The sequence below is a fragment of the Desulfuromonadales bacterium genome (assembly GCA_035620395.1).
In the GTDB taxonomy this organism is placed as follows: Bacteria; Desulfobacterota; Desulfuromonadia; order Desulfuromonadales; family DASPGW01; genus DASPGW01.
Genome location: DASPGW010000283.1, coordinates 1 through 25,322 on the forward strand (window position 1 = coordinate 1; position 25,322 = coordinate 25,322).

General features: G+C 62.9%; 25 protein-coding genes. 20 read left to right on the forward strand and 5 right to left on the reverse strand.

Going from position 1 to position 25,322, the window contains the following annotated elements:
- Nucleotides 1-194 precede the first annotated feature (194 nt).
- The 3 genes from VD811_15375 to polA form a co-directional block, all read right to left on the reverse strand.
- The gene (locus tag VD811_15375) at nucleotides 195-779 is read right to left on the reverse strand and encodes an outer membrane beta-barrel protein (GenBank protein HXV22363.1); all 585 of its coding nucleotides are present in this window, start codon (nucleotides 777-779) and stop codon (nucleotides 195-197) included.
- Between the two features lie 91 nt (nucleotides 780-870).
- Nucleotides 871-1,518 carry a class II aldolase/adducin family protein gene (locus VD811_15380; GenBank protein ID HXV22364.1) on the reverse strand — a complete coding sequence of 216 codons (648 nt, stop codon included), beginning with the start codon at nucleotides 1,516-1,518 and terminating at the stop codon, nucleotides 871-873.
- A gap of 83 nt (nucleotides 1,519-1,601) precedes the next feature.
- Nucleotides 1,602-4,274, reverse strand: coding sequence for a DNA polymerase I (gene polA, locus VD811_15385; protein ID HXV22365.1), 2,673 nt, complete (start codon nucleotides 4,272-4,274; stop codon nucleotides 1,602-1,604).
- Between the two features lie 316 nt (nucleotides 4,275-4,590).
- Here polA and gspC point away from each other — a divergent pair, with 316 nt between their 5' ends.
- The 17 genes from gspC to VD811_15470 all read left to right on the forward strand — a co-directional run bounded on the left by gspC (nucleotide 4,591) and on the right by VD811_15470 (nucleotide 21,506).
- Nucleotides 4,591-5,472, forward strand: coding sequence for a type II secretion system protein GspC (gene gspC, locus VD811_15390; GenBank protein HXV22366.1), 882 nt, complete (start codon nucleotides 4,591-4,593; stop codon nucleotides 5,470-5,472).
- 22 nt (nucleotides 5,473-5,494) lie between these two features.
- Nucleotides 5,495-7,567 carry a type II secretion system secretin GspD gene (gspD, locus tag VD811_15395; GenBank protein HXV22367.1) on the forward strand — a complete coding sequence of 691 codons (2,073 nt, stop codon included), beginning with the start codon at nucleotides 5,495-5,497 and terminating at the stop codon, nucleotides 7,565-7,567.
- Nucleotides 7,568-7,571: 4 nt separating this feature from the next.
- Entirely contained in the window at nucleotides 7,572-9,272 is a 1,701-nt protein-coding gene (gene gspE / locus VD811_15400; protein HXV22368.1) for a type II secretion system ATPase GspE, read from the forward strand.
- A 1-nt stretch (nucleotide 9,273) separates the two neighbouring features.
- Nucleotides 9,274-10,488, forward strand: a complete 1,215-nt coding sequence (gspF, locus tag VD811_15405; GenBank protein ID HXV22369.1) for a type II secretion system inner membrane protein GspF — start codon at nucleotides 9,274-9,276, stop codon at nucleotides 10,486-10,488.
- A 70-nt stretch (nucleotides 10,489-10,558) separates the two neighbouring features.
- Nucleotides 10,559-11,014: a type II secretion system major pseudopilin GspG gene (gspG, locus tag VD811_15410; protein HXV22370.1), complete on the forward strand. Its 456-nt coding sequence runs from the start codon at nucleotides 10,559-10,561 to the stop codon at nucleotides 11,012-11,014.
- Complete coding sequence (locus VD811_15415) at nucleotides 10,983-11,504, forward strand: type II secretion system protein (protein HXV22371.1); 522 nt, start codon at nucleotides 10,983-10,985, stop codon at nucleotides 11,502-11,504. The genes gspG and VD811_15415 overlap by 32 nt, the downstream gene beginning before the upstream one ends.
- A 32-nt stretch (nucleotides 11,505-11,536) precedes the next feature.
- The gene (locus VD811_15420; protein ID HXV22372.1) at nucleotides 11,537-11,905 is read left to right on the forward strand and encodes a type II secretion system protein; all 369 of its coding nucleotides are present in this window, start codon (nucleotides 11,537-11,539) and stop codon (nucleotides 11,903-11,905) included.
- A 4-nt stretch (nucleotides 11,906-11,909) separates the two neighbouring features.
- Nucleotides 11,910-12,524, forward strand: coding sequence for a type II secretion system protein GspJ (locus VD811_15425; GenBank protein HXV22373.1), 615 nt, complete (start codon nucleotides 11,910-11,912; stop codon nucleotides 12,522-12,524).
- A 26-nt stretch (nucleotides 12,525-12,550) separates the two neighbouring features.
- A complete protein-coding gene (gene gspK, locus VD811_15430) occupies nucleotides 12,551-13,495 on the forward strand; it encodes a type II secretion system minor pseudopilin GspK (GenBank protein ID HXV22374.1) in 945 nt (314 codons plus the stop codon).
- 6 nt (nucleotides 13,496-13,501) lie between these two features.
- Entirely contained in the window at nucleotides 13,502-14,902 is a 1,401-nt protein-coding gene (gene gspL / locus VD811_15435; GenBank protein HXV22375.1) for a type II secretion system protein GspL, read from the forward strand.
- Nucleotides 14,899-15,426, forward strand: a complete 528-nt coding sequence (gspM, locus tag VD811_15440; GenBank protein HXV22376.1) for a type II secretion system protein GspM — start codon at nucleotides 14,899-14,901, stop codon at nucleotides 15,424-15,426. The genes gspL and gspM overlap by 4 nt, the downstream gene beginning before the upstream one ends.
- Nucleotides 15,423-16,319, forward strand: coding sequence for a type II secretion system protein GspN (gspN, locus tag VD811_15445; protein ID HXV22377.1), 897 nt, complete (start codon nucleotides 15,423-15,425; stop codon nucleotides 16,317-16,319). The genes gspM and gspN overlap by 4 nt, the downstream gene beginning before the upstream one ends.
- Nucleotides 16,320-16,570: 251 nt before the next feature.
- Nucleotides 16,571-19,006, forward strand: a complete 2,436-nt coding sequence (gene lon, locus VD811_15450; protein ID HXV22378.1) for an endopeptidase La — start codon at nucleotides 16,571-16,573, stop codon at nucleotides 19,004-19,006.
- Nucleotides 19,007-19,123: 117 nt separating this feature from the next.
- On the forward strand, nucleotides 19,124-19,360 hold the full coding sequence (locus VD811_15455) for a hypothetical protein (protein HXV22379.1): 237 nt from the start codon (nucleotides 19,124-19,126) through the stop codon (nucleotides 19,358-19,360).
- 5 nt (nucleotides 19,361-19,365) lie between these two features.
- The gene (locus VD811_15460) at nucleotides 19,366-19,992 is read left to right on the forward strand and encodes a LysE family translocator (protein ID HXV22380.1); all 627 of its coding nucleotides are present in this window, start codon (nucleotides 19,366-19,368) and stop codon (nucleotides 19,990-19,992) included.
- 261 nt (nucleotides 19,993-20,253) lie between these two features.
- A complete protein-coding gene (gene trpS / locus VD811_15465; protein HXV22381.1) occupies nucleotides 20,254-21,219 on the forward strand; it encodes a tryptophan--tRNA ligase in 966 nt (321 codons plus the stop codon).
- A gap of 113 nt (nucleotides 21,220-21,332) precedes the next feature.
- Nucleotides 21,333-21,506 (forward strand): hypothetical protein, encoded by a 174-nt coding sequence (locus VD811_15470; GenBank protein ID HXV22382.1) that lies wholly within the window; start codon nucleotides 21,333-21,335, stop codon nucleotides 21,504-21,506.
- 49 nt (nucleotides 21,507-21,555) lie between these two features.
- Here VD811_15470 and VD811_15475 read toward each other — a convergent pair whose 3' ends face one another.
- Nucleotides 21,556-21,732, reverse strand: coding sequence for a DUF4177 domain-containing protein (locus VD811_15475; GenBank protein ID HXV22383.1), 177 nt, complete (start codon nucleotides 21,730-21,732; stop codon nucleotides 21,556-21,558).
- A gap of 47 nt (nucleotides 21,733-21,779) precedes the next feature.
- Here VD811_15475 and VD811_15480 point away from each other — a divergent pair, with 47 nt between their 5' ends.
- Nucleotides 21,780-22,049, forward strand: a complete 270-nt coding sequence (locus VD811_15480) for a hypothetical protein (GenBank protein HXV22384.1) — start codon at nucleotides 21,780-21,782, stop codon at nucleotides 22,047-22,049.
- Between the two features lie 48 nt (nucleotides 22,050-22,097).
- Here the strand turns inward: VD811_15480 and VD811_15485 are convergent, their stop codons facing one another.
- Nucleotides 22,098-23,000, reverse strand: a complete 903-nt coding sequence (locus VD811_15485; protein HXV22385.1) for a TIGR02757 family protein — start codon at nucleotides 22,998-23,000, stop codon at nucleotides 22,098-22,100.
- A gap of 482 nt (nucleotides 23,001-23,482) precedes the next feature.
- On the opposite strand from VD811_15485, the gene VD811_15490 reads away from it, so the two are divergent.
- Together VD811_15490 and VD811_15495 are read left to right on the forward strand one after the other, a co-directional pair.
- Entirely contained in the window at nucleotides 23,483-23,749 is a 267-nt protein-coding gene (locus VD811_15490) for a DUF485 domain-containing protein (protein HXV22386.1), read from the forward strand.
- A gap of 13 nt (nucleotides 23,750-23,762) precedes the next feature.
- Nucleotides 23,763-25,322: cation acetate symporter (locus tag VD811_15495; GenBank protein HXV22387.1), on the forward strand; the 1,560-nt coding region annotated here is incomplete at its 3' end.

Below are 25,322 nucleotides of genomic sequence, written 5' to 3' on the forward strand. Positions count from 1 at the left end.
GCCAAAGGAAACGACATGACCTGGGTCAAAAGCATTTTTTTCCTGAATTTTTTTGCCGGCGCCGATTTTCTGGAGCTTTTGCGCCATAGACGAAAAAACGGACCGCCCGTTGAAGGGGGGTCCGTTTCGGTTGCATCATGCAGGGAAAGGGGGTGCGGGATGGCTCGCCAGCAGTACGCTCGTGAGTGTCTGGCCTACCAGTGATACCCCAGAAGGAGCCCGACATGGGTACCGCCGGCATCCGCATCGACACCGGCTATGGTGACCTCGGCTTTCGAGTAGCGAAGATCGAAACCGACGTTGAATGCCCTGCTGAGCGTCCAGTAAACCCCGCCGTTCAGCCAGAACCCCAGCGAACGGTCGTCATCGGAGAAGGTCGCCCCAAAGGTGGAGGCCTTGGCTTCGGCTTTGATGATGGCGAGCCCGCCGCCGACATAAGGACGGATATAGGCGGACTGATCCCAGATTTTCCGGACGCCGACGTTCAATTCGGTGGTCTCCGCTTCAAAATCGAAGAAAGCGCCGGTGAAAGGATCAAACGCAGAATCGTCCCCATAGGAATCAAGCAAATCGATGGCAACGCTGACGGGCCACGTATCCCTTTTGAAGTCGACGAGCAGGCCGACTTCGCCGTGATCATCGGCCGGAGCCCAGTCGTCGGAATCGAGATTTTTGGCGCCGAGAAAAACATTGACGTTCCCTGTCCAGCTCTGGGCGTGGGAAGTTGCCGGGACGACACTGAGAAGGGCGATTACAATGCCGCAGATGAATGCTTTCATGTCTACATCTCCTTTGAATTGAAATAAATCCATCCCCTTTTCTTCTCCAACCCTCTGTTGGTAGAAGGCAAAGAGGAGGAACCATCTGTCCTTATGACAGCGCCAGCGCCCGTGCCAGAGCGCACAGCAGCACCGTCCCCGCCGCTTCGGCCGTGCGGCCGAAGGCGACCAGTCCGTCTTCGTGCCCGCCCATGGCGAAGATGCCGCCGGCCCGCACCGCCTCGTCGCGCAGCAGGCGCCGGGTTTCGGCCGCCATCTCCGGCGTGCCGTAGGCGGCGGCAGGATCGGTGAGCGGGATGCCGAGGGCGGCGGCGTGGCGCCAGATCTCCGGCGAGTGGGCATGCATGATGAAGCGCAGGCTGGCGTCCAGGGCGTAGAGGGCACCATGGGTCAGCGATTCGGAGGAGGGCCGGATCGGCCCTTCGGCGACCAGACGGTTTTCCTCCGGCCAGGACTCGAGCACCGTGGTGTAATGCCCGGCGTTCAGCTCAGCCAGCCCGCCGGTCTGGGTGCCGCTGACGACGAAGCGGCGCCGCTCGGGCGGCGCATCGAACGGCTCGAGGCGCTGACTGATGTTGCCGTAGCCGAGCCCCCCGTAGCGGGCCGGGTCCTGCCCGGTGAGGCGCAGCAGGTAGAGAACCCGGCGCCAGGCGTTGATCTCCCGCAGCGCCGCGTACGGCAGCGGCGGCGCCGCGCGGAACTCCAGTGCAAACTTGATGACGCCTTCTTGCTGACTCAAATCGGCAACCTATTTATTCGTTGTATCCGCCAGTAGGGGCGCCGCTTGCTGCGCCCCCCCCCGCTTGCGGCACCCCTATGCCCCTAATGCGCCTCGCGCCAGTTTTTTCCCACCCCGATATCGACCACCAGCGGCACATTGAGCTCGACCGCCCCCTCCATCTCGGCCCGGACCAGCTCCCGAACCGTCTCCAGTTCCGCCTCCGGCACGTCGAAGACAAGTTCGTCGTGGACCTGCAGGACCATCTTCGCCTGCAGCTTCTCCTTTTTCAGCCGCTCATGGATACGCACCATCGCCACCTTGATGATATCGGCGGCCGACCCCTGGATCGGGTAGTTGATGGCGTTGCGCTCGGCGTAGTCGCGGATGTTGCGGTTCGGGCTGTGGATCTCGGCGACGGCGCAGCGGCGGCCGAGCAGCGTGGTGACATACCCCTTCTGCCGCGCCTCCTCCTTCTTGCTCTCCATGAAGCCGAGCACCCCCGGATAGCGGGCGAAGTAGTTGTCGATGAAGGTCTGTGCCTCTTTTCTGCCGATGCCGAGGGCCTTGGCCAGGCCGAAGTCGCTCATGCCGTAGATGATGCCGAAGTTGATGGTCTTGGCCTGCCGGCGCATCTCGGCAGTAACCATCTCGGGGAAGACGCCGAAGATCTCGCTGGCGGTGCGCCGGTGGATGTCCTCGCCGCGCTCGAAGGCCTCCCGCAGCACCGCCTCGGCGGCCAGGTGCGCCAGAATGCGCAGCTCGACCTGCGAGTAGTCGGCCGACAGCAGCACGTTCCCTGCCGCCGGGATGAAGGCCTCGCGGATGCGCCCCCCTTCCTCGGTGCGGATCGGGATGTTCTGCAGGTTCGGCTCGCTCGAAGAGAGCCGGCCGGTAGCGGTCAGCGCCTGGTTGAAGGAGGTGTGCAGGCGACCGGTCTGCGGGTGGATGAGTTTCGGCAAGGCATCGGTGTAGGTGCTCTTGAGCTTGGCCAGCGAGCGGTAGTCGAGGAGGCGGGCGGCGACCGGCTGCTCCTCGGCGAGCTTGGTCAGCACCTCGACGTCCGTCGACCAGCCGGTCTTGGTCTTCTTCCCCCGCGCCAGCTTCAGCCGCTCGAAAAGGACCTCGCCGAGCTGCTTCGGCGAGCCGATGTTGAAGGGACCGCCAGCCATCTGGTGGATCTCCTTCTCCAGCGCCGTCAGCTTCGTTTCCAGCTCTTTTGAGAGGCCGCCGAGGAACCCGGGGTCGATGCGCACGCCGCTCCACTCCATGTCGGCGAGCACCTCCACCAGGGGCATCTCGACCTCGTAAAAAAGCTTCTCCTGCTCTGTTTCCCTGAGCATCGGCTCGAGCTTCCCGGCCAGGCGCAGGGTGATGTCGGCATCCTCGGCGGCGTAGACGACCGCCTTTTCCACCTCGACCTCGGCAAAGCCGATCTGCTTCTTGCCGCTGCCGGTCATCTCGCTGTAGGTGATGGTTTTGTAGCCGAGCAGATCGGCGGCCAGAGCATCCATGCCGTGCGAGGTGGCGGCGGGATTGGCGAGATAGGAGGCGATCATGGTGTCGAAGGCGAGGCCCGCGACCTCGACCCCTGCCCGGCGCAGCACCAGCAGGTCGAATTTGGCGTTCTGCGCGATCTTCCCCCTGCCGGCGTCGGTCAGCAGCGGCCGCAGCCGCTCCAGTACAAGTCCAGGGTCGAGTTGCTCCGGCGCCCCCAGGTAGCGGTGCGCCAGCGGGATATACCACCCCTCCCCGGGGCGCACGGCGAAGGAGAGGCCGACCATGTCGGCCAGGGTGGGGTCGAGCCCCGTCGTCTCGGTGTCGAAAGCGAAGCGTTCCGCCCGCTCCAGCTCGGCAACCAGTTCACTCAGATCCTCCTCGGTGAGCGCTGCCCGGTACCCTTCGCCGGTCGCCCGCTCGTCGCTGGAGAACTCCTGAAGCAGCTTATGGAACTCCAACTCCTTGAAGAGGGCAGTGAGCGCCTGGTGGTCGGGCGGAGAGAGGACGAAGCTGTCGTAGTCGAGATCGAGCGGGACGTCGTCGCACAGTGTCGCCAGCCGCTTTGACAGCCGCGCCGAATCGGCATGTTCGCGCAGCTTCTCCTGCAGCTTCCCCTTGACCTGGTCGAGGTTGGCCAGCAGGCTCTCCACCGAGCCGAACTCCTGAATCAGCTTGACGGCGGTTTTTTCGCCGACGCCGGGGACGCCGGGGATATTGTCCGAGCTGTCGCCGGCCAGCGCCTGGACCTCGATCACCTTCTCCGGCGATCCGCCGAAGCGCTCGGCGACTTCCTCCAGCCCCGAGACCTTGTCCTTCATGGTGTCGAGCAGGCGGATGCGCTCGGAGACGATCTGCATCAGGTCCTTGTCGCCGGTGACGACGGTCACCTCCAGCCCCTCGGCGGCGAATTTCTTCGCCAGGGTGGCGATGATGTCGTCGGCCTCGAACCCCTCCTTCTCGATGGCCGGCATATTGAAGGCGCGCACTACTTCCTTGATGATCGGCACCTGCGGCACCAGGTCGTCGGGCATCCGGGTGCGGTTCGCCTTGTACTCGGGGTAGAGTTCCTTGCGGAAGGTAGGCCCTTTAGCATCGAAGATCACCGCCAGGTGGTCGGGCTGCTGTTCCCGCGCCACCTTGAGCAGCATGTTGACGAAGCCGTAGACCGCGTTGGTGGCAAGCCCCTTGCTATTCGAGAGGTGGCGGATGGCGAAGTAGGCCCGGTAGATGTAGGAGGAGCCGTCGACAAGGAAAAGGCGCTTGGGCTGATCGGTCATTATTGAGCCTCGGCAGATGGGGATGCGAATCGCCGGCATTATTTCACAGGAACGCCGAAATACCAAGTGAGACCCGCCGGCCGCAAGGAGGCAAACCGATTTTCTCCGGGCCGGCGCTTCCAGCTTCTTCGAGCAGAATTCGCGAGACTCTCGGGTTGCAGGAATTGCATACCCGGTTGCCAATAACTCAGGAAGGTGTTAAGCTTCTTGCGATTTTTGAATCGGGGTTTTTATTTTTCACCGCTCCCATGAATTCAGAATTCGGCCTTTACACTTAATATTACTTTGTCGACAAAAAGAACCATTGAGCCACTGAATGCTGTCCACTCTCCAGAAAAATCTGCCGGCCATATGCCTTATGCTCACCGCTCTGCTCGGCCTCGCCCTCGGAAGCCTTGGCGCTGCCCTCACGGGTAAATACCTGCGCCCCGCCGTCCAGCCGGGAAAGGCACTGGCCGGCGAGCGTCCGGCACCGGTCAGGAAACCCCTTCTGACCGATTACCAGGTCATCCTCCAGCGCAATATTTTCGACTCGACCGCTCCCGGCATCGGCACCCTTTCCGATGCCGATACCCTGGGGCAAGGGGCTGCTCCCGCCCCTCGCGCCGACCTGACTCTTTACGGCACCGTGGTCGCGGGGGCCAGATCCCTGGCCGTGATTCATACGGGGCAGGAGATCAAGTCCTTTCGCCTCGGCGATGAGCTTCCCGGCGGCGGCCGCCTCGAAGAGATCGCCAGAAACCTCGTGCAGATCCGATATCCTGGCGGTCCGCTGGAGGCGCTCCCTCTTTACAAGGGGGAAGGGCCAAAGGGCACCGCGTCCGTTCCCGCCACCAGCGGCACCAGCACCGACGGCACCAGCATCAAGGCTGTCGGCGAAAATCGCTGGGTGATCCCGCGCGGCGTCGCTGAGCAGGCCCGGGGCAACCTGAATGAACTGCTCAGGCAGGCACGCATGGAGCCAAACATTGTGGAAGGTCGCACCGAGGGCTTCGTGGTGCGAATGATCCGGCCGAAATCCCTTCTTGACACACTGGGTATTCAGCGCGGCGACGTCCTCAGGCAGATCAACGGCGTGCCGCTCGACAGCCCGGAAAAGGCGCTGCAGGTCTTCCAGCAATTGCGCGAAGTGAAGCGCCTCTCCATTGGCCTGGAGCGCAACGGCACCCCCATGAACTTTGAATACGAAGTAGAGTAGGAGGCTACCCCCGGTGAACGTCATGAGAACTCTGTGTATTGGCCTGCTTCTGGCCTGCCTGTCGCTGCACCTGCCTGGCGACGCCTGCGCGCAGCAGCAAAAAACCGAGGCGCCGGCCGCCGGGAAAGTGACCCTCGACTTCAAGGACATCGAACTGGCCGACCTCATTCAGACGATCAGCGAGATGACCGGCAGGAACTTCATCTTTGACGAAACGGTCAAGGGGAAGATTACCATTATCTCTCCCACGCAGATGTCGATGGCGGAGGCCTACAACCTTTTCCTGACCGTACTCAATGCCAAGGGTTTTGCCGTGGTCCCTGCCGGGAAGTTCAACAAGATCGTCCCGACCAGGGATGTCAAGGAGAACAGCCTGCCGACAACGATGGAGGGGAGCAGCGGCGAACAGTACGTCACCCACCTCGTTCCCCTGCAGAACGTCGACGCCACGCTCCTCGCCACCACGGTCCTCACCCCCCTGGTCCCCAAGACCAGCAACATCGTCGCCTATGCACCTGCCAACACCCTGATCATCACCGACACGGCCGCCAATATTACGCGACTGCTCAAAATCATTCAGGAACTCGACGTTGCCAGTGCCTTCGAAGCCCTGGAGATCATCCCTCTCCAATACGCCAGTGCGGAAGAAGTCGCCCAGATCTGCAGCCAGGTCATCGCCCAGGTGACAGCCGCCCCCCGACGCGGCCGGGCGGCAACGGCTGCCGGGGCTGCCGGGGCTGCCGGCGCCGCCGGCAGCAAGGTGCTGCCGTATTCGCGAACCAACTCCCTGGTGGTGATGGCCACCGCCGATGACCTGGCCACCATCAGGGGCATCGTGCAGCAACTCGACCAGAAGCCTTCCCGGGAGCGTTCGCACATCAACGTCTATTATCTGGAGAACGCCGACGCCGAGACGTTGGGCAAGACCCTCAACGAGATCCTCACCGGCATCAAGGCCCAGACCCGCCAGGCGCGGCCGGCGGCCGCCGGCCAGCCGGCCGCCGCCGCGCCGCTGGCCAGCGAACCGGTGACGATCACCGCCGACAAGCCGACCAACTCCCTGATCATCAACTCCAATCCGGAGGACTACGAGATCATCCAGCAGATCGTCCGGCAACTCGACGTCAAGCGCAAACAGGTCTTCGTCGAGGCGCTCATTCTCGAGCTGTCGATGGACGCCACCCAGCGACTCGGCGCTTCCTTGCAGGGAGCGGTCGGCATCGGCGATGACAGCGTCGTCTTCGGCACCAGCAACCTGAATAACGGCCCGGCCAGCCTGACCTCCATCCTGCCCACGCCGGGCTCGACGATTCCGGTTCCCTCCCTGCTCAACCAGTCGATCGACGGCATCCTGCTCGGTGGCCTGTTCAACCCGATCACCACGGTCATCAATGGACAGGAGGTCACCATTCCCGCCCTTTCCGCCTTGATCGATGTCTCCAGGCGTGATGCCGACGTCAATATCCTTTCCGCGCCGCGACTGCTGACCTCGGACAACGAGGAGGCCGAAATCATCGTCGGCTCCAACGTGCCGATCATCAGCTCACGCCTCACCGACACCGGCGGCACCGGACTGGCGCAGAGCGTCTCGGTCGAACGCAAGGACGTGGCCCTGACCCTGCGCTTCACCCCGCAGATCACCGAGGGGAACCTGGTGCGACTCAACGTCCTGCAGGAGATTACCGACCTCGCCGCAACCAGCGTCGGCGACGTCAACGAAGTCGGACCGACCCTGACCAAGCGCCTGGTGCGCAACACGGTGGTCGCCGAGAACGGCCGCACCATCGTCCTCGGCGGGCTGATCGGCAACAACGTCCAGGAGACCATTACCAAAACGCCCCTGCTCGGCGACATCCCGGTCCTCGGCTGGCTGTTCAAACGCAAGAGGGTGGACTCGAGGAAGACCAACCTGCTGCTCTTCATCACGCCGCACATCATCCGGAGCGGCGAGGACCTGGCCAAGGTGACCCGGAGGAGCCGCGATGCCATGGACAGGTTCCAGGATGAGGGCCTGACCCCCGGCTGGTCGATCGATCTGCCGCCGGCCCCTCCGCTCTCCGTCCCCGCCGCCGAGCCGGCAGAAACGGGGAACTGAGTCGATGCTACGCTGGAAACGCCTCGGCGAAATCCTGCAGGAGGAATTCAAGATACCTGCCCGGCGCATCGAGGAGGCCCTTGCCCGCCAGCCCGAAGCCGGCCGCAGGCTTGGTGAAATCCTCCTCGGCATGAAGGTCCTTACCCCCGAACTGCTGGCCGGGGCACTGGCCAGTCAGCAGGGGTGTCCCTTCATCGAGACGATCCCTCCCGAACCACCCGGCGTCGAACTGCTCGATCTGGTCCCGATCAACTTTGCCAAGGAATACCGCATCTTTCCCATGGAACGCAGCGAGGGACGGCTGACGGTGGCGGTAGCCGACCCCCTCGACGTCCGCCCGCTCAACGACCTGGCGGCGCTGACCGGCGACGCCATCGAAATCTGCGTGACCACCCCCGAAGAGATCCTGCGTGCCATCAACCGGGGGTACGAACGCCGGGCCGGCGAAGCCCAGGAGTTCGTCCACGATATCGGGGGTGGCCCGGCCGACAGCCTGAGCCGCGATCTCGAACCGGCCGACCTTCTTGACGCCTCGGACGAAGCGCCGATCATCCGTTTCGTCAACAGCCTGATCACCCAGGGGTACAAGGAGCGGGCCAGCGACATTCACATCGAGCCTTTCGAAACCGAACTGATCGTCCGCTATCGCATCGACGGTATCCTCTACGAGGTGCTGCGCCCGCCGCACAAGGCCCAGGCCAGCATCATCTCGCGCCTGAAGATCATGGCCAACCTCAACATCGCCGAAAAGCGCCTGCCCCAGGACGGCCGTTTCCGGGTACGCATCGCCGGCAAGGACGTCGATGTGCGCGTCTCCACCCTGCCGACCGCCTTCGGCGAGCGGGTGGTGCTGCGCCTGCTCGACAAGTCCTCCAACGTGCTGACCCTGGAGGACCTCGACATGGGCGAGGCCCTGCTCCGGCAGGTGGTCGGCATGATCAGCAAGAGCCACGGCATTTTCCTGGTCACCGGGCCGACCGGTTCGGGCAAGACCACCACCCTCTACGCCGCCCTGACCCGGCTCAACAACCGGGAAAAGAATATCATTACCGTCGAAGATCCCATCGAATACCAGCTGGCCGGCGTCGGCCAGATCCAGGTCAACCCGAAGATCCATCTGACCTTCGCCGCCGGCCTGCGCTCGATCCTGCGCCAGGACCCGGATATCATCATGGTCGGCGAGATCCGCGACGGCGAGACGGCGGAGATCGCCGTGCAGTCGGCCCTTACCGGTCACATGGTCTTTTCGACCCTGCACACCAACGACGCCGCCGGCGCCCTGACCCGCCTCGTGGAGATGGGGATCGAGCCGTTTCTGGCCGCCTCCTCCATCGTCGGCATTCTCGCCCAGCGCCTGGTGCGCAAGATTTGCCCCGACTGCCGGCAGAGCTACCAGCCGTCGCTCGAGGTTGTCCGCGAAATGGGCCTGGCCGACGCAGTGCCGGCCGGCGCCACCTTCTATCGCGGCGAGGGTTGTCCCAAGTGCATGGGGATCGGCTACCGGGGCCGCACCGGCATTTACGAGCTGCTGACCGTCGACGAACAGGTACGCGACCTGCTGCTGCAGAACAAGGATGCGGCCAGCATCAAGGCGGCGTCGATGCGCAAAGGGATGAAGACCCTTCGCGATGCCGGCCTGGCCAAGGCGCTGGCCGGGGAGACCTCCATCGAGGAGGTCCTGCGCGTCACCCAGGAGGAGGTCTAGGGTGCCGCTTTTCGACTATTCCGGCTTCGATGCCGGCGGCAAAAAAGTCTCGGGGGTGACCGAAGCGGCCGGCAAGCGAGCCGCCCTGCAGAAACTGCGTGCCGAAGGAATTTTTGCCACCGAACTGCACGAGGAGAGCGCGGCGCCGAAGCGGCGCCTCCGCCAGTTCCGCCTTGCCGGGTCGGTGCCGGCTGGCGAGCTGGCCGGGGCCACCCGCCAGTTGGCCACTCTGCTCGGCGCCGGCCTGCCGCTCGACGAGGTTCTCGCCAGCGTGGCCGGCCAGCTTGAGCACCACGGACTGGCCCGGGCACTGGGCCGGGTGCGTGAGGAAGTCATCCAGGGCGAAGCCCTGCACACCGCCCTCGCGCGTCATCCTAGGATCTTTCCGGTCCTTTACGTCAACATGGTCCAGGTCGGGGAGAGCAGCGGCAGTCTCGATCAGGTGCTGCAGCGTCTGGCCGACTTTCTCGAGGACCAGGCGCGGCTGAAGTCGCGAATCCGGTCGGCCATGGCGTACCCGATCCTGATGGCCCTGATCGGTACGGGTGTGCTGTTTTTTCTTTTCGCCTTCGTCGTCCCCAAGGTGACCCGTATGCTTGAGGACCTCGACCGGGCGCTCCCGCTGCCGACCCGGCTGCTGATTCGCGGCAGCGATTTCCTCAGCGCCTGGTGGTGGCTGTTGCTGATCCTGCTGGCTCTGGCCGGATTCGCCCTGCAGCGCTACCGCCGTACGGAAGAGGGTCGTCTGCGGCTTGACCGGATGGCCCTGAATGCTCCCTTGTTCGGCAAGCTGAACCTGCTGATCGCCACCTCACGATTCACCCGCACCCTGTCGACCCTGCTCCACAGCGGCGTGCCGATGCTGACCTCCCTGGACATCTGCGGCAACCTGCTGGAGAACCGGGTCCTGCGCCAGGCGATTGTCGACACTACTATTGCGGTTCGCGAAGGGGAAGGACTCGCCGCCCCCCTGAAGCGCTCCGGCGTGTTTCCCCCCATGGTCGCGCAAATGGCCGCCGTCGGAGAGAAGAGCGGCGAGATAGAGAGCATGCTGCTGCGTGTCTCGGAAGCCTATGAGCATCAGGTCGAAATGTCGATCAGCGGCCTGCTCTCCCTTCTTGAACCCCTGATGATTCTGTTCATGGGAACCGTTGTCGGCTTTATCGTCATGGCCATCCTGCTGCCGATTTTTGAAGCCAGCCAGGGAATGGGCTAGAGGCAGGCACGAGGCAAAAGGTAAAAGCAAACACTGCCCTTCCGAGGGCAAAAAGAGGAGATAAAGACAGATGAAGCAGAGTGCAAACAGCAGATCGATCCTGAGAAACGAACGGGGCTTTACGCTCATTGAGATCATGGTCGTGGTGGTGATTCTTGGGATTCTCGCCGCGGTTGTCGTGCCCCGTTTGCTCGACCGTCCGGAGGAAGCGCGGATCACCAAGGCGAAGACCGATATCAAGGGAATCGAACAGGCCCTCGGCATGTTCAAGCTGGACAACGGCTATTTCCCCACGACCGAGCAGGGGCTCGCGGCACTGGTCGAGATTCCGACCGTGGGACGCATTCCCACCAGGTATCCGGATGGCGGCTATCTGAAAAAGGTCCCGGTCGACCCCTGGGGGAACCCCTATGTGTACATCTCCCCCGGCATTAACGACAGCTTCGACATCATCTCTTACGGTTCCGACGGCGAACCGGGAGGCGAAGGGAATAATGCCGACATCAACAGCTGGGAACTGGAATAAGGAGTCCGGCTTCACCCTGATCGAGTTGACGATCGTCGTCCTGCTGCTCGGGCTGTTTTCCGCGCTGGTGATACCCAGGCTGCCGGGGGTGGGTGCTGACGGCCTGAAGAGTTCGGCCCGGCGGATCGCCGGCACGGTCAAATACTTCTTCAACGAAGCGGCCCTCTCCGGACGTCCGCACCGACTGGAATACAACCTGGACGAGGGGACCTTCCGCGTCCGGCGCCTCGAGGCCGATGGCGAGTTGGTCGAGTTGAGCGGAACCGGCAGGGAACAGCGGCTCAAGGGGCAAGTGCGGTTCAAGGATATCGCCATCCCCGGCCGGGGCAGCTTCAGCCAGGGGGAGGTCGCTACCGAGATCCAGCCAGTCGGCTGGGTGGAGGAAACCGTCGTCCATCTCGAAGAAGAAGATGGCCGCACGCTGACCCTGCGGATCATGCCCTACACCGGAACCACCGAGGTCTTCGACGGCTATCGGGAGTTTGATTGAACGCGCCAGAGCTACGGGCAAAAGAGTCGGATGTGCGCGGCTTCTCCCTGCTGGAGACGATGATCGCGCTGGCGATCATCGGCATCGCCCTGGTGACCCTGCTGGGTCTCGGCAACCGCTCCATCAACATCAGCGGCCGCCTGCAGAAGATCACCCAGGCGACCCTGCTGGCCCAGGAGAAAATGACGGAGATCGAGCTGACGGCTCAGGCCGGGAACCTCGACCTGCAGAACCAGGAAGGCGGCTTCGCCGCTCCTTTCGAGATCTACCGCTGGCGCACGGACTTCGAGGAGACCCCGCTGGCGGCGGTCCGGATGGTGACGGTAACCGTCCTCTGGGGGGAGGAAGGCAAGAACGAACTGGTCGAGCTCACCTCCTTCGTCTTTCACCAGGGCACATGACGTCATGAACAGGCCACAGCAAGGGTTTACCCTGGTCGAGATCCTGGTTGCGGTCAGCATCAGCAGCATATTGCTGGTCACCATCTATGGCGTCTTCACCACCATGAGCAATGCCAGGATCCGGGTGGAGACCGCAGGTGAAGGGTATCACCAGGCACGGGTCATCTTCGATCGCATCGGCCGGGAAATCCGCAGCAGTTATGTCGACCCCAGTGCTCAGGAGACCCGGATGCAGGGCGGGATCGACGACCGGGGCACCCCTTTTCTGGCCCTGGCCACCACCGCCGGCACGCCCCGGCATGGGGTGACGAGCGGCGTCGTCCTGGTCCGCTACGAACTGCGGCAGGCGGTCGGCGAAACGGCCGAAAAACCATCCCTGTTCCGCAGCGAAACGCCTGTGCTGGCCGAGGACGAGTCACCCATCGTCTACCGGCTGGCGAGCGGCATCGAAGCATTGCAGATGCGTTTTCTGGACAACGGCGAATGGCGGGAAGAATGGCCGCCGGATACCAGTTCTAGCCCGCCGCAGGCCGTCGAGATCAGCCTGTCCCTGGTGATCGACGAGACCGCCGTCCCGTTCCGCTCGACCTTCGAGGTCCCCGACGTCGGGCCGAACTGATGCGCATCCTACGCCAGGAAAAGGGAATGGTCCTGTTGCTGGTGCTGGCGGTGGTCGCCCTGCTGAGCGCCCTGCTGAGCGAGTTCGCCTTTTCCACCCTGGTCGACCTGCGGCTCACCGAAACCTTCCGCGACCGGACGCGGGCCTACTACCTGGCCAAGGGGGGCGTCACCGTCGGCCAGATGCTGCTGAAGATGGACACCAACCCCGGATACGATGCCTACGCCCCCGAAGAGCTCTGGTCCCTGGGGGTGAGCAGCTATCCCGTCGGCGAAGGGTATATTTCGGTCGCCATCGAAGATCTCGGCGGGAAACTGAACATCAACTCGCTGGTCGACGCGTCCGGGCAGAACCCCATCGGCGTCAGCAGGATTCGCTTTAAACGGTTTTTCACCAACCTGGGGGAAACCGACCCGGAAGGGTTGACCGCCGCGCTGATCGACTGGATTGATACGCACCCGGACCTTGACGCCGACCCTGACAACGGGGCGCCCGGTGCCGAGGCTGACTACTACCTGCGGCAGACTCCGCCGGTGCGCATCGCCGATCGGCCGTTACGCTCCCTGGACGAACTGGCGCTGGTGCGCGGCTTCACTCCGGATCTCATCCGTCGGATCGAACCGCACGTGACGGTGCACGGCAGCAGCAGCGACAACACCAAAATCAACGTCAACACCGCCAGCGCCGAAGTGCTCATGGCTTATGCCATGGATTCCGGGGATCCGTTCATTACGCGGGAGGCGGCGGAACAGATCATCGAACGACGGCGCAGCCAGCCGTTCAAGACGATTGGCGAACTCATCGAGCTCAACAACATCGGCGGTCTGCAGAACCTTTTGCGAACCGATCTCACCGTAACCGGCGGGTTCTACCATATCCGCTCCACGGCCGAGGTCAACGACGGCGTCAGAAGGATCGAAGCGTTCGTCGACAAGTCCAAGGGCAAGCTTCTCTATCAGAAGGTGGATTGATACCTCATGGGCAAACGATTCATCGGCATCGAATTCGACGACCGCTGCGTTCGGGTCGCCATCCTCAGCGAAGAGAAGGGACGGATCAGCCTCGTCTCGGCCGACAAGCGCTCCGTTGCCGACACCGAAGAGCTTTTGCAGTGCCTGCCGGAGCTCCTCGGCGGCGAAAGGCGTCTTGGCGACCGGCTGGCCGCGGCCCTGCCGGCCAGGGAGGGCTTCATCCGGCAGTTGAAATTCCCCTTCGCCGAGCCGCGCAAGATCGCCGCCGCTCTCGAACTGGAGCTGGGTGCGCAGTTGCCGGTCGCCATCGAGAGCTGCACGAGCGATTTCCAGCAACCCTTCGCCGTCAGCGATGGCAGTTGGGACGTCATGGCCGCCGCCGTGCGCACCGATGTCATCCAGGATTTTCTGGCACCTTTGGACTCTGCCGGGTTTGTGCTTTCGATCCTCGACCTGGAGCCCTTCGCCTACGCCGCCGGCCTGGCCGAGCTGTTCCCCGGGGGCCTGCTGGTGTCCGTGAAGGAACAGTCGATCACCATTGCCCTGCTGCAAAACGGCAGAGTCGCCAGCTACCGCCTGTTGCCCGTCGCCGCCAGCCTGACGGAGGACGCCCGGGCGCAGCTCGTGCTGCGTGAGTCAGCCGCCCTGCAGGGTGCCGCCGGCTGCAGCGATTTGCCGTTCTGTCTGATCGGTCCGGGTGCCTCAGCGGCCCTGATCGAGCGGCTGGAGAGCGCCGGCGGTCGGCTGCAAACGCCGCCGGTGACCGGCGACGAGCGTCCGGTCGACCGGGAATTCCTGCCGGCTGTCGCCCTGGCCCGGCGAGCGACGATAACGGAGCGCGGCAACAGCTTCAACTTCCGGCGCGGGCCCTTCGCTCCGAAAAGCGAATGGCTCGCGCTGAAGCGGGGGCTGTTTTTTGCCACTGCCCTTCTGGTCCTTTCCGGCCTGGCCCTCGGCACGGCCGCCTGGCTCAATTACTCCGGCAAGGCTAGCCGGGCTGAAGCACTGAACCAGGAGATGATCCGCATCTATCGGGAGACGTTCCCCGGCGAACCGACCGTCGTCGACGTCCCGCGGCAGATGCGCGGCAAGATCAGTGAGATGCAGAAAAAAAACGCACTCTACGGCGCCGACAGCAGCCGCTCGGCCCTTTCCGTGCTTCGCGAAATTTCCGAGCGTTTGCCCCAGGATCTGGTCGTGGATATCCGGGAGCTCAACTATACGCCCGAGGCGGTCATGTTCGAAGGATCGACAGCTTCCTTCGATGCGGTCAATCGCCTGGCCAAGGCACTGGAGCAGTCACCCACATTCGGGCCTCCCCAGATTGCCGACTCCAAGATGAGCCTCGACGGCAGCCGGGTCGACTTCCGCCTGAACCTGCCCTTCAGCGAGGAGAAAAAACAATGATCGCACAACTGAGCCGCCGAGAGCAGATAGCTGTCGCCGTAGGCGTCGTTGCAGTGCTGGCGGCGGTTCTCTACCTGGGGATCATTGCCCCTTACCGCAACGCCCTGAAGCAGCTCGACAGCAAGATCACCTCGCGCCAACGGCAGATCCGGGAAGTCGAAGCGCTGCGCCGGGAATTCCTGGTGCTGCAGCAGCGGCAATCCGCAGCAGAAGAGCGGCTTGAAAAGGGTGGAGCGTTTTCCCTGTTCCCCTTCGTGGAAGGGTTGGTCGGACAGCTCGCCGCCAAGGAAAACCTCCTCTCCATGCGTCCGCAGCCCCCCGTTCCCCGGGAGAGCCTGCTCGAGGATTCGGTGGAGGTTCGCCTGGAAAAGGTCCGCCTCGACCAGGTGATCCGTCTGCTTTATGCCGTCGATACGGCCGATGCCCTGATGCAGGTGAAGAATCTGCGGCTCAAGACCCGCTTCGATGATCGCACGCGTTTCGATGCCACCATGACCGTCGCCGCCTTCGGGAGAACCAGATGAAGATTCCGCGTCTTGCCGCCTTCTGGAAAAAACGAAGGGCCCCCTTGGCCCCGTTCGGCGGCCAGGGTTTCAAGTTCTACCTCGGCGTCCTGGCCCTGCTGTTGACCGGTTTCCTTGCCGGTTTTTACCTCTTTTTCCCGACCAGCGCCCTGCAGCAGCGGCTCGAACTCGAAATTGCCGCCCGCACGCCGCTGGATGCACGCATCGAAGCGGTCTCACTACTCTTCCCGCCGGGCCTGCAGGCAGAGGGTATCCGCCTGGCCGGCGGCAGACCGCCGACCGAATTCACAGTAAACCTGGTCAAGCTGACCCCCCTCTGGCGGACTCTGACCAGCAGCAATCCCGGTTTCGCTTTTCATGCCGAAGTCCTTGGCGGTCAGGTAGACGGCAGCGTGCGCAAAAGCGGCAGCCTTGCGGCTCAGCTGCAAAATCTGACCTTTTCTGCGCCGGTGGGGGAAGCCTTCCCTGTTCGCCTGACCGGTCGACTCGGCAAAGGTGAATTCGCCGGCGCCCTCCCCCTGCAGGCCGCCACTGAAACTCGCCTCAACCTGGGCTTTGACCAATTCGAAATCAGTGGTCTCTCGGCACTCGGGCTCGCAAGTGATACCCTTGCCCTGGGGACGGTCTCCCTGGTTGGCACCGGGCGTGCCACTGCCCTGAAGATAGATCGCCTGAGTGCCAGCGGCGGCAGCCTGGAGGTCACCGGAGACGGAACCGTCATGCTCGCCACGCCGCTGGACCGAAGCCGATTGAATCTCAACCTGGTGCTGCGTCCCGGCCGCCAGCTCGACAAATCGCTTGCCGACCTGCTCGAGCTCTTCGCCCAGGCCGGGCCAGATGGCTCATTCAGTTTGCGGCTCACCGGCTCCCTCAGGCAAGTAAGTTTCCAGTAGCCTGCGGCATTCAGCAAGGTGTCAGCCGTACGAGCCGTTTGCTTGCCGGCACTCGCACCGGAGTACCGGGCGGAAGGTGACTTCCGCTATCTTTCCGGCCTGCTTTCTGATCTGCTCCCGCCCTCGCCTGACCGGTCGAACCCTTCTTCCTGACCGGGAAAAGCGCTCGCCCCGCTGCCAGACGATTGACATTTGCCCTCCGGATGATTACGTTTTCCGGCAACGTCAGGACAGCACATGGAGTCCCCCGAATGAACGAAGAGCAGGACAAGATCGTCGAAGCTGACATGAACAGCGCGCCGAGTAATGAACAGGAGTCGACGTCCGGCCTGGTGGTCGCTGCCGAGGTCCTGCCGGCCGGCCTGCCGATCATCCCCCTGCGTCCCCGGCCCGCCTTCCCCGGCGCCCTGCTGCCGATGGCGCTGACTGGCCGCGACCAGATTCTCGCCCTCAAACAGGCGCTGGAAACCCCCTCCCAGGCCCTCGGCCTGGTACTGGCGCGCGACCCCGAGGCTCCGGACGGGCCGGCGAATCTGCATCGGGTCGGCGTGGTCGGCAAGATTCTGAAGGTGGTCCATCTCGACGAGGAGACCGCCCATTTCCTGGTCAATGCGCTGGAGCGCTTCACCATCGAGGAGTTGGCCGAAACGCCGCAGGGGATGTTCGCCCGGGTGCGGTATCACTTCGGTGCCGAGCTCTCGGTCAACCCGGAGCTCAAGGCCTATTCGATGGCGATCATCGCCACGCTCAAGGAGCTGGTACAGATCAACCCCCTCTATTCGGAGGAAATCAAGCTGTTCCTCGGCCGCTCGAGCATGGACGACCCGGGCCGGCTTGCCGACTTCGCCGCCAATCTGACCAGCGCCGACGGCCAGGAACTGCAGGTAATTCTCGCCACCTTCGACGTCCGCAAGCGCATCGACAAAGTCCTCGTCCTGCTCAAGAAGGAGCTGGAGGTCTCGCGCCTGCAGTCAAAAATCACCAGGCAGATCGAGGAGAAGATCAGCAAGCAGCAGCGCGAATTCTTTCTCAAGGAGCAGCTCAAGGCGATCAAGAAGGAGCTGGGCCTGGAGAAGGAGGGGAAGACCGCCGAGATCGAGAAGTTCGAAAAACGGCTGAAGAAGCTCAAGCTGAACGACGAGGCGCAGAAGGCGGTCGAAGAGGAACTGGAGAAGCTGCGGCTGCTCGAGCCCGCCTCCCCCGAGTACAACGTCAGCCGCAATTACCTCGACTGGCTGACCGTCCTCCCCTGGGGGCAGTTCAGCCGCGACTCCTACAACCTGGAGAAGGCTCGCCGCGTCCTCGACCGCGACCACTACGGTCTGGAGGACGTCAAGGAGCGGATCCTCGAGTTCATCGCCGTCGGCAAGATGAAGGGGGACATCTCCGGCTCCATCCTCTGCCTGGTCGGCCCGCCGGGGGTCGGCAAGACCTCCATCGGCCACAGCATCGCCGATGCCCTCGGGCGCACCTTTTACCGCTTCTCCCTGGGCGGGATGCGCGATGAGGCGGAGATCAAGGGACACCGGCGCACCTACATCGGTGCCATGCCCGGCAAGTTCGTGCAGGCAATGAAGAGCGCCGGCAGCGCCAACCCCGTGCTGATGCTCGACGAGATCGACAAGATCGGCGCCTCCTTCCAGGGCGATCCGGCCTCGGCCCTGCTCGAGGTCCTCGACCCGGAGCAGAACGCGAGCTTTCGCGATCACTATCTGGACGTCCCTTTCGATCTCTCGCACGTCCTCTTCGTCTGCACCGCCAACCAGCTCGACACCATCCCGGCGCCGTTGCTCGACCGCATGGAGGTCATCCGCCTCTCCGGCTACATCCTGAAGGAGAAGGTGGAGATCGCCCGCCGCTACCTCATTCCCAAGGCACTCAGGAACCACGGCATCGACAAGGGGCAGGTGACGATCCGCAAAGACGCCCTGGAGGCGATCGTCGACGGCTACGCCCGCGAAGCCGGGGTGCGCAACCTGGAGAACCGCATCAAGAAGATCATGCGCAAGGCGGCCCGGGAATTCGCCGGGGGGCGGACGGAAAAAATCGTCGTCGGGAAAAAGGACCTGACCGACTACCTTGGACAGCCGCTTTTCACTCCCGAAGAGATCTTCGAGGGGGTCCCCGGCGTCGTCACCGGACTGGCCTGGACCAGCATGGGCGGAGCGACGCTGCCGATCGAGGCGACCGCCATGCCGAGCAAATCCAAGGGGTTCAAGCAGACCGGCCAGCTCGGCAACGTCATGGTCGAAAGTTCCGAGATCGCCTATTCCTACGTCATGGCTCACCTGCAGGACTACGGAGCGGCCGAAGACTACTTCGACACCCATTTCGTCCACCTGCACGTGCCGGCCGGCGCCACCCCCAAGGATGGTCCCTCGGCCGGCGTCACCATGACCACGGCGCTTCTCTCCATGATCACCGGCCAGCCGGTGCGCAGGGAGCTCGGCATGACCGGCGAGCTGACCCTCACCGGCCGGGTGCTCCCCATCGGCGGGGTCAAGGAGAAGACCATCGCCGCCCGCCGGGCGGGGCTCAAGACCCTCATCTTCCCCGAGGCGAACCGCAAGGATTTCGCCGAACTACCCGACTACCTCAAGGAAGGGCTGGACGTCCATTTCGCGAAGGAGTACCAGGACGTGTACAGGGTCGCCTTCGGCGACCAGGCACGAGGCACGAGGCGCTAGGCACGAGGGAAACCATTTCCCCCTTTCTCTCTTTTGCCCTGGCCTTTAGCCTCCTGCCTTTGTCTTTAACCTATAGCCTCGGGCCTCGTGCCTCGAGCCCGAAATCGGAGATTTCGCATGACCGTACAGAAATTGAAAGAATCCGTCATGGCCCTCCCTCTCGAGGAGAAAAAAGCCTTCATCCTCGAAACCCTCCAGCCCCTGGCCAGGGATGCCATGCAGGACCCGACCTTCCTGATGCAGCTCTTCCCGGTTTTCCTCGCCATCGTCAAGGAGAGTGGCCTCGACCTGCAACAGCTCATCCAGTTCGCCGCCATGTTCGGCGGCACGCCGGCTTCTGCCGAGCAGGCATAACTTCCTTGCTGCCTCTCGAAACCCTGGCCGCTTTCTTCGCCGCTTCCATCCTGCTCGCCCTGGCGCCGGGACCGGACAACATCTTCGTGCTGACCCAGTCGGCGCTGCGTGGCAAGGGCTCAGGCCTGGTCGTGACGCTCGGGCTTTGCACCGGACTCATCGTTCACACCACGGCCGTGGCCCTCGGCGTGGCGGTCATCTTCCAGGCGTCGGCACTCGCCTTCACCGCGCTCAAGCTCCTCGGTGCGGGTTACCTGCTGTATCTCGCCTGGCAGGCTTTTCGCGCCTCGGCGACAAAGATAGCGGCCGGCCGCAACGGCGAGCTGAGTCTCGGCAGGCTGTACCGGCGCGGCATCCTCATGAACGTCACCAATCCCAAGGTCTCGATCTTCTTTCTGGCGTTCCTGCCGCAATTCGCCGAGCCGGCCCGGGGTTCGCTGACCCTCCAGCTCCTGCTGCTGGGCGGCGTCTTCATCCTCGCCACCATCCTGGTCTTCGGCGGCATCGCCCTGCTGGCAGGTACCCTGGGGGAATGGTTGAATCGTTCCGAAAAATCCCAGCGGATCCTGAACCGGGTGACCGGCTCGGTATTCGTCGGGCTGGCCCTGAAGCTGGCGACGACGGAGCGGTGACGGCCTGTTACTTTCCCCGTTGACGAAAACGGCCGGAACTGCTAGGTTATCCGGCCATGAACGCAAGATTTTCCGATAACTTGATGAATTCGCACCTCTGGTGGTGGCGGTCCAACACTGAGCGGTCCGCGCGCCCCTGATTCGCCGTCGCGCCGTGGACCACAGAATCCGCGGCTGCCGAATCGCCCTCAAAGCCGCGGCCCCAGGACCGCGGCTTTTGTCTTTGCAGTCACCAATCACTGTCTTCAAGAGGCTACTACCATGCGCATCCTTTCCGGCATCCAGCCCTCCGGTTCCCTGCACCTGGGGAACTACTTCGGCATGATGAAGAAGATGATCGAGTACCAGGAGCACGAAGAGCTCTTCTGCTTCATCGCCAACTATCACGCCATGACCTCCGTCACCGACGGCAAGGCGCTGGCGAAGGGAACGATAGAGGCGGCGGCGAATTTTCTCGCATTGGGGATGGACCCGGAGAAAAGCACCTTCTGGGTGCAGTCGGACCTGCCCGAGGTGCAGGAGCTCACCTGGTTCCTCTCCACCTTCACGCCGATGGGTCTGCTCGAGCGCTGTCACAGCTACAAGGACAAGGTCGCCCGCGGCATCGCCGCCAACCACGCCCTCTTCGCCTACCCGGTGCTGATGACCGCCGACATCCTGCTGTTCCATAGCGAGCGGGTGCCGGTCGGCAAGGACCAGAAGCAGCACCTGGAGGTCGCCCGCGACATCGCCGTCAAGGTCAACAACCACTATGGCGATCTCTTCGTCGTCCCCGAAGCGGAGATCGACGAGGAGGTGGCGACCGTCCCGGGGCTCGACGGCCAGAAGATGAGCAAGAGCTACGGCAACACCATCGACCTCTTCCTCGAAGAGAACGCCCTGCGCAAGCAGGTGATGCGCATCGTCACCGACCCGACGCCGGTCGAGGAGCCGAAGGACCCGGACAAATGCAACGTCTTCCAGATCTATCGGCTGTTTCTGAACAAGGGACAGGAGGAGGCGCTGCGTGCTCGCTATCTGGCGGGTGGACTCGGCTACGGTGAGGTCAAGCAGGAGCTGTTCGAAGCGGTGCGCGACTTCTTCGCCCCCTACGCCGAGCGGCGCAAGGAGCTTTTGGCCGACCCCGAGGGCATTCGCGCCGTTCTGGCGGGCGGCGCCGAGAAGGCGCGTTACGTTGCGAACAAGACGATGCGCAAGGTGCGCAAAAAGGCGGGACTGGCTTACTGAAGAGGCGCTGGGCTAGGGGCTGCAGGATAGAAGCTCACCTCTTGCCTCGGCCTTGCACCCTCGCCCGGCTCTGTCATACTGGGAAGGAACCCGCTCCGGTCCAAGGAGGCCTTATGGACATCAACCGCAAGTGGTTCTGCACCTGCACCGGCACGCCGGTCGAACTCAGCTTTAAGGAAACCGAAGAGGAGATCGGAGAACCGGCGTGTGATCGCTGCGGCGCCACCCCATCATCCGACCCGAAACATACCGTCATCTTCCGCGACGAGAGACAATGGGAGGTTTGACGTGTAGGGGCGGCGCATGCTCCGCCCTGGGGCGCGGCAAGCAGCGCCCCTACGAAACATCCTTCCGGGTAAACAACACAAAGGCCATGGCCGGGCGTTTGCTCGCCTCGCGCACGGCGAAGTGGATTCCATCGAACTGCCAGCCCCGGGCGGTCCACTCGTTGATAATTTCTTCCAGCGCCTCATCGGTCACCAGCGATGTTTCGACCACTTTGTAGCGAAGCAAGCTTCTCTCCTCACCCCTAACGCCTCACACCTCACGAGGTTTTCACCATGCCCATCGCCGGCAACCCGAAGAAGATGGCCCAGGACATTGCCGATGGCTATATGAGCCTGACCCCGCCGATGCTCAAGACCTACACTCCTGCCGATCTGAAAACGATCATCGTCAACCTTGGCATCGTCAACCGGGAATTGCGCCAGGAGCAGGTCCCCCAGGACGATGTCATGGCGGCGAAGGCGAAGAACATGAAGCTCTCCCGCCTCAACCAGGCTGAAATCGTCATCCGCGCCTTCTGCAAGAAAAGACGGATTCCAATCTAAGGATGAAGGCGGAAGGATGAGGGATGAAAGGTTCTCATCTCTCCAGCTTCAGCCTTCCTCCTTCATCCTTGTCCTTAGCACCCCGCACATCCCCGCCACCGGACAGGGGATGCAAATCTCCCCCTTCTTCCCCGTACACCCCTCGCTAATCCCCAAATGCGCCAAGGCGAAGTCGAAACGCACCGGGTCCGCCGGATCGAGCCGACGCAGGCTCGCCGTTACTTCCAGCGCCATCTTCCAGTCGGAGTTGCAACGTGCGGTGAGGCCGAGCAGGCGGGCGATCCGTGCCGTGTGCGTATCGAGGGGGAGGACCAACCGCGCCGGCGAAACGGCCTGCCACAGTCCGAGATCGATGCCGTCATCGGGACGGCAGAGCCAGCGCAGCAGCATGCAGAGACGCTTGCAGGCACTCCCTCCGGCGGGACTTGGAAACAGGTAACGGAAGCCGGTTCGCAACGCCTGCCGAGGGGCCAGCAGCGTGGCCAGTTCCACGGCCCGCGCGCTGAAGACGGTCAGGGCCGCGCCGATATCCGGGGCCACCGGGTCGTCGCCGGCCAGAAAAAAACGCTCCAGGCTCCCCGCCTCCGCAGTCATCGCCCGCAGCACACGGCAGAGCAGGGCGATGTCGACGCCGGTATTGAAACGATGAACGAAGCCGGCCAGGCGCGCACCATCCCGCTGCGGCTCAAAATCGCGGATGAAGGCGGCCGGACCTTCCGGCATGCGCATAAAGAGGTTTTCCAGGCTGCTGCGGATGCCGGCGGCCCGCCCGTAGGCGAGCGCAGCGCTGAGAAAGGCCGCGGCCTCCCGGTCCGCCGCCGTGGCATAGCGACGGGGAAACGAAAGGGGGTCGTTGGCGAGAAACGCCGGGCCGCTCTCCTGCGTCACCTGCTCCAGAATTCCTTTGAGCTGCATGCCGGGGAAAGTAGCACAGGGCAAGAGGTCGGCCAAGCACAAAACTCCTTTTCACGATTTTTAATAAATACAAATATTGCTGCATCCATGCATGGTCGAAATTGTCAGACAGGGCTTTTTCCGAACATTATACGATATTTTTTACCCGTCCTTAATCTTCCGTAATTTCAGCATCCTAGGAATGTTTCATCCTTAGAAACATGTAATTTCAAAAAAGTTTTCTATTGACAAGTATTTAGAACACCGTATTATGTTGCGAAAAAAAGACACCCAATATGAGGAATAAATTACCACGCCTTCCAGAATAAATCGGTCGGCGGCAAAAAACAGGTTGAAAATTTCGACCCGCATCCTTCCCTCCCTCAGGAACGGTGCGGGCCTCGGAAGGAGGTGAATCAGGGCAGGATTCCTCAACGGACTGCTCAACTTGCACGGCAGAGGCCGCCGGGCGGCTGCCGGATATTCTTATTGCTATCCGACTTTCGGAGAGAGTCAGTATTTTCAAAAGGAGTAACAACATGGCACACGGACCCGCAGTAAAACTGGGCAAGGACAATGCCTCGGGCTACAAAACCCGCATCGGCATCTGGATGTTCATCCTCTACACGCTGATCTATGCAGGCTTCATAGCGATCAACACCGTCAAGCCGACCCTCATGGAAATGACCTTCGGCGGCCTCAACCTGGCCATGATCTACGGCATCGGCCTGATCGTCTTCGCCTTCATTCTGGCACTCATCTATAACAGTCTCTGCACCAAGGCAGAGATTCGTTTGAATCAATAAGGGGGGGACGACCATGATCTACGCACAATCACCTCTGGCCATCGCCCTCTTTGCCGCCTTCGTTTTCTTCGTAGTGGGGCTCTCCTTCTACCTCGGTCGCCGCACCACCTCTTCGGCGGGCTACTATGCCGCCGGCGGCAACATCCACTGGTTCACCAACGGCATCGCTTTCGCCGGCGACTACCTCTCCGCCGCCTCCTTCCTCGGCATCTGCGGCATGATCGCCACTGCCGGCTATGACGGCTGGATGTACGCCGTCGGCTATCTGGCCGGCTGGATGGTCGCCCTCTTCCTGGTCGCCGAACCGATGAAGCGCCTCGGCAAGTACACCTTCACCGACGCCCTCGACTCCAAGTTCAACTCCAAGGGGATTCAGCTGATGGCCGCCATCAGCACCCTGGTCGTTTCGGTCTTCTACCTGATTCCGCAGATGGTCGGTGCCGGCACCCTGGTGACGCCGCTCCTCGGCCTGCCCCATGCCGCCGGCGTCATCATCGTCGGCGTGGTCGTGACCATCATCGTCGCCACCGCCGGCATGGCCTCCACCACCTACGTCCAGTTCATGAAGGGCGGCCTGCTGCTGATCTTCTCCACCATTCTGGTCGTCGGCGTTCTCACCCGCGGGCTCTCCAGCACCCCCGACCAGGGCGGCAGCAAGCCCTACCACGACTTTCAGACGCTGCAGGCCAGCGTTGCCGCCGACGGCAGCCTGGAGCTTTCCGACTCCGGCTACGTCGCCGCAGCCGACTGGCAGAACTCGGTTTTCGGCCAGGCCGGTTTCGTCAAACTGACCAAAGACGGCGTCGACACCATCTGGAAGATGAGCAAGACAGAGCAGGGCGCCATTACGCTCGAAGAGACCCTGTACAAGGCCGAACTGGCCGGCGGCACCACCGTCTACAACGGCGGCACCGCCGAGGACGGCAAGTTCTTCGCCGTCGGCCACCTGAAGGAAGTCAGGATGGGCGGGCAGACCGTGGCCCAGACCGGCGCTGTCGGTCCCCTGGAATTCCTCAAGACCGTCCAGGACAGCACCATCGTCCTGTGGGGCAGCAAGATCATCAAAGAGGGTGAGAGCACCTACACCATCTTCTACCAGAAGCCGACTCCCGGCAGCCTGGTGCTGCGCCCCGGCCTGAAGTTCAAGGTCGACAACGCCACCGCCTCCGAGAAGTTCAACTTCATCTCCCTGATGCTGGCTCTCTTCTGCGGCACCGCGGCGCTGCCCCACATCCTGATCCGCTACTACACGGTTCCCAGCCAGGCAGCCGCCCGCAAGTCGACCATCGTCGCCATCGCCGCCATCGGCTTCTTCTACATCCTCACCATCTTCATGGGGCTCGGCGCGATGACCAACGGTGTCATCAACATCATGGACAACAACATGTCCGCCCCGCTGCTCGCCCTCTCCTTCGGCGTGGTGCTTTTCGCGATAATCTCCTCCATCGCTTTTGCCACCGTCCTCGGCACCGTCTCCGGCCTGATCGTCGCCGCCTCCGGCGCCGTCGCTCACGACCTGATGGACAAATTCCTCGGCATGAACCTGTCCGACAAGGGGATGGTCCTGGCCGGC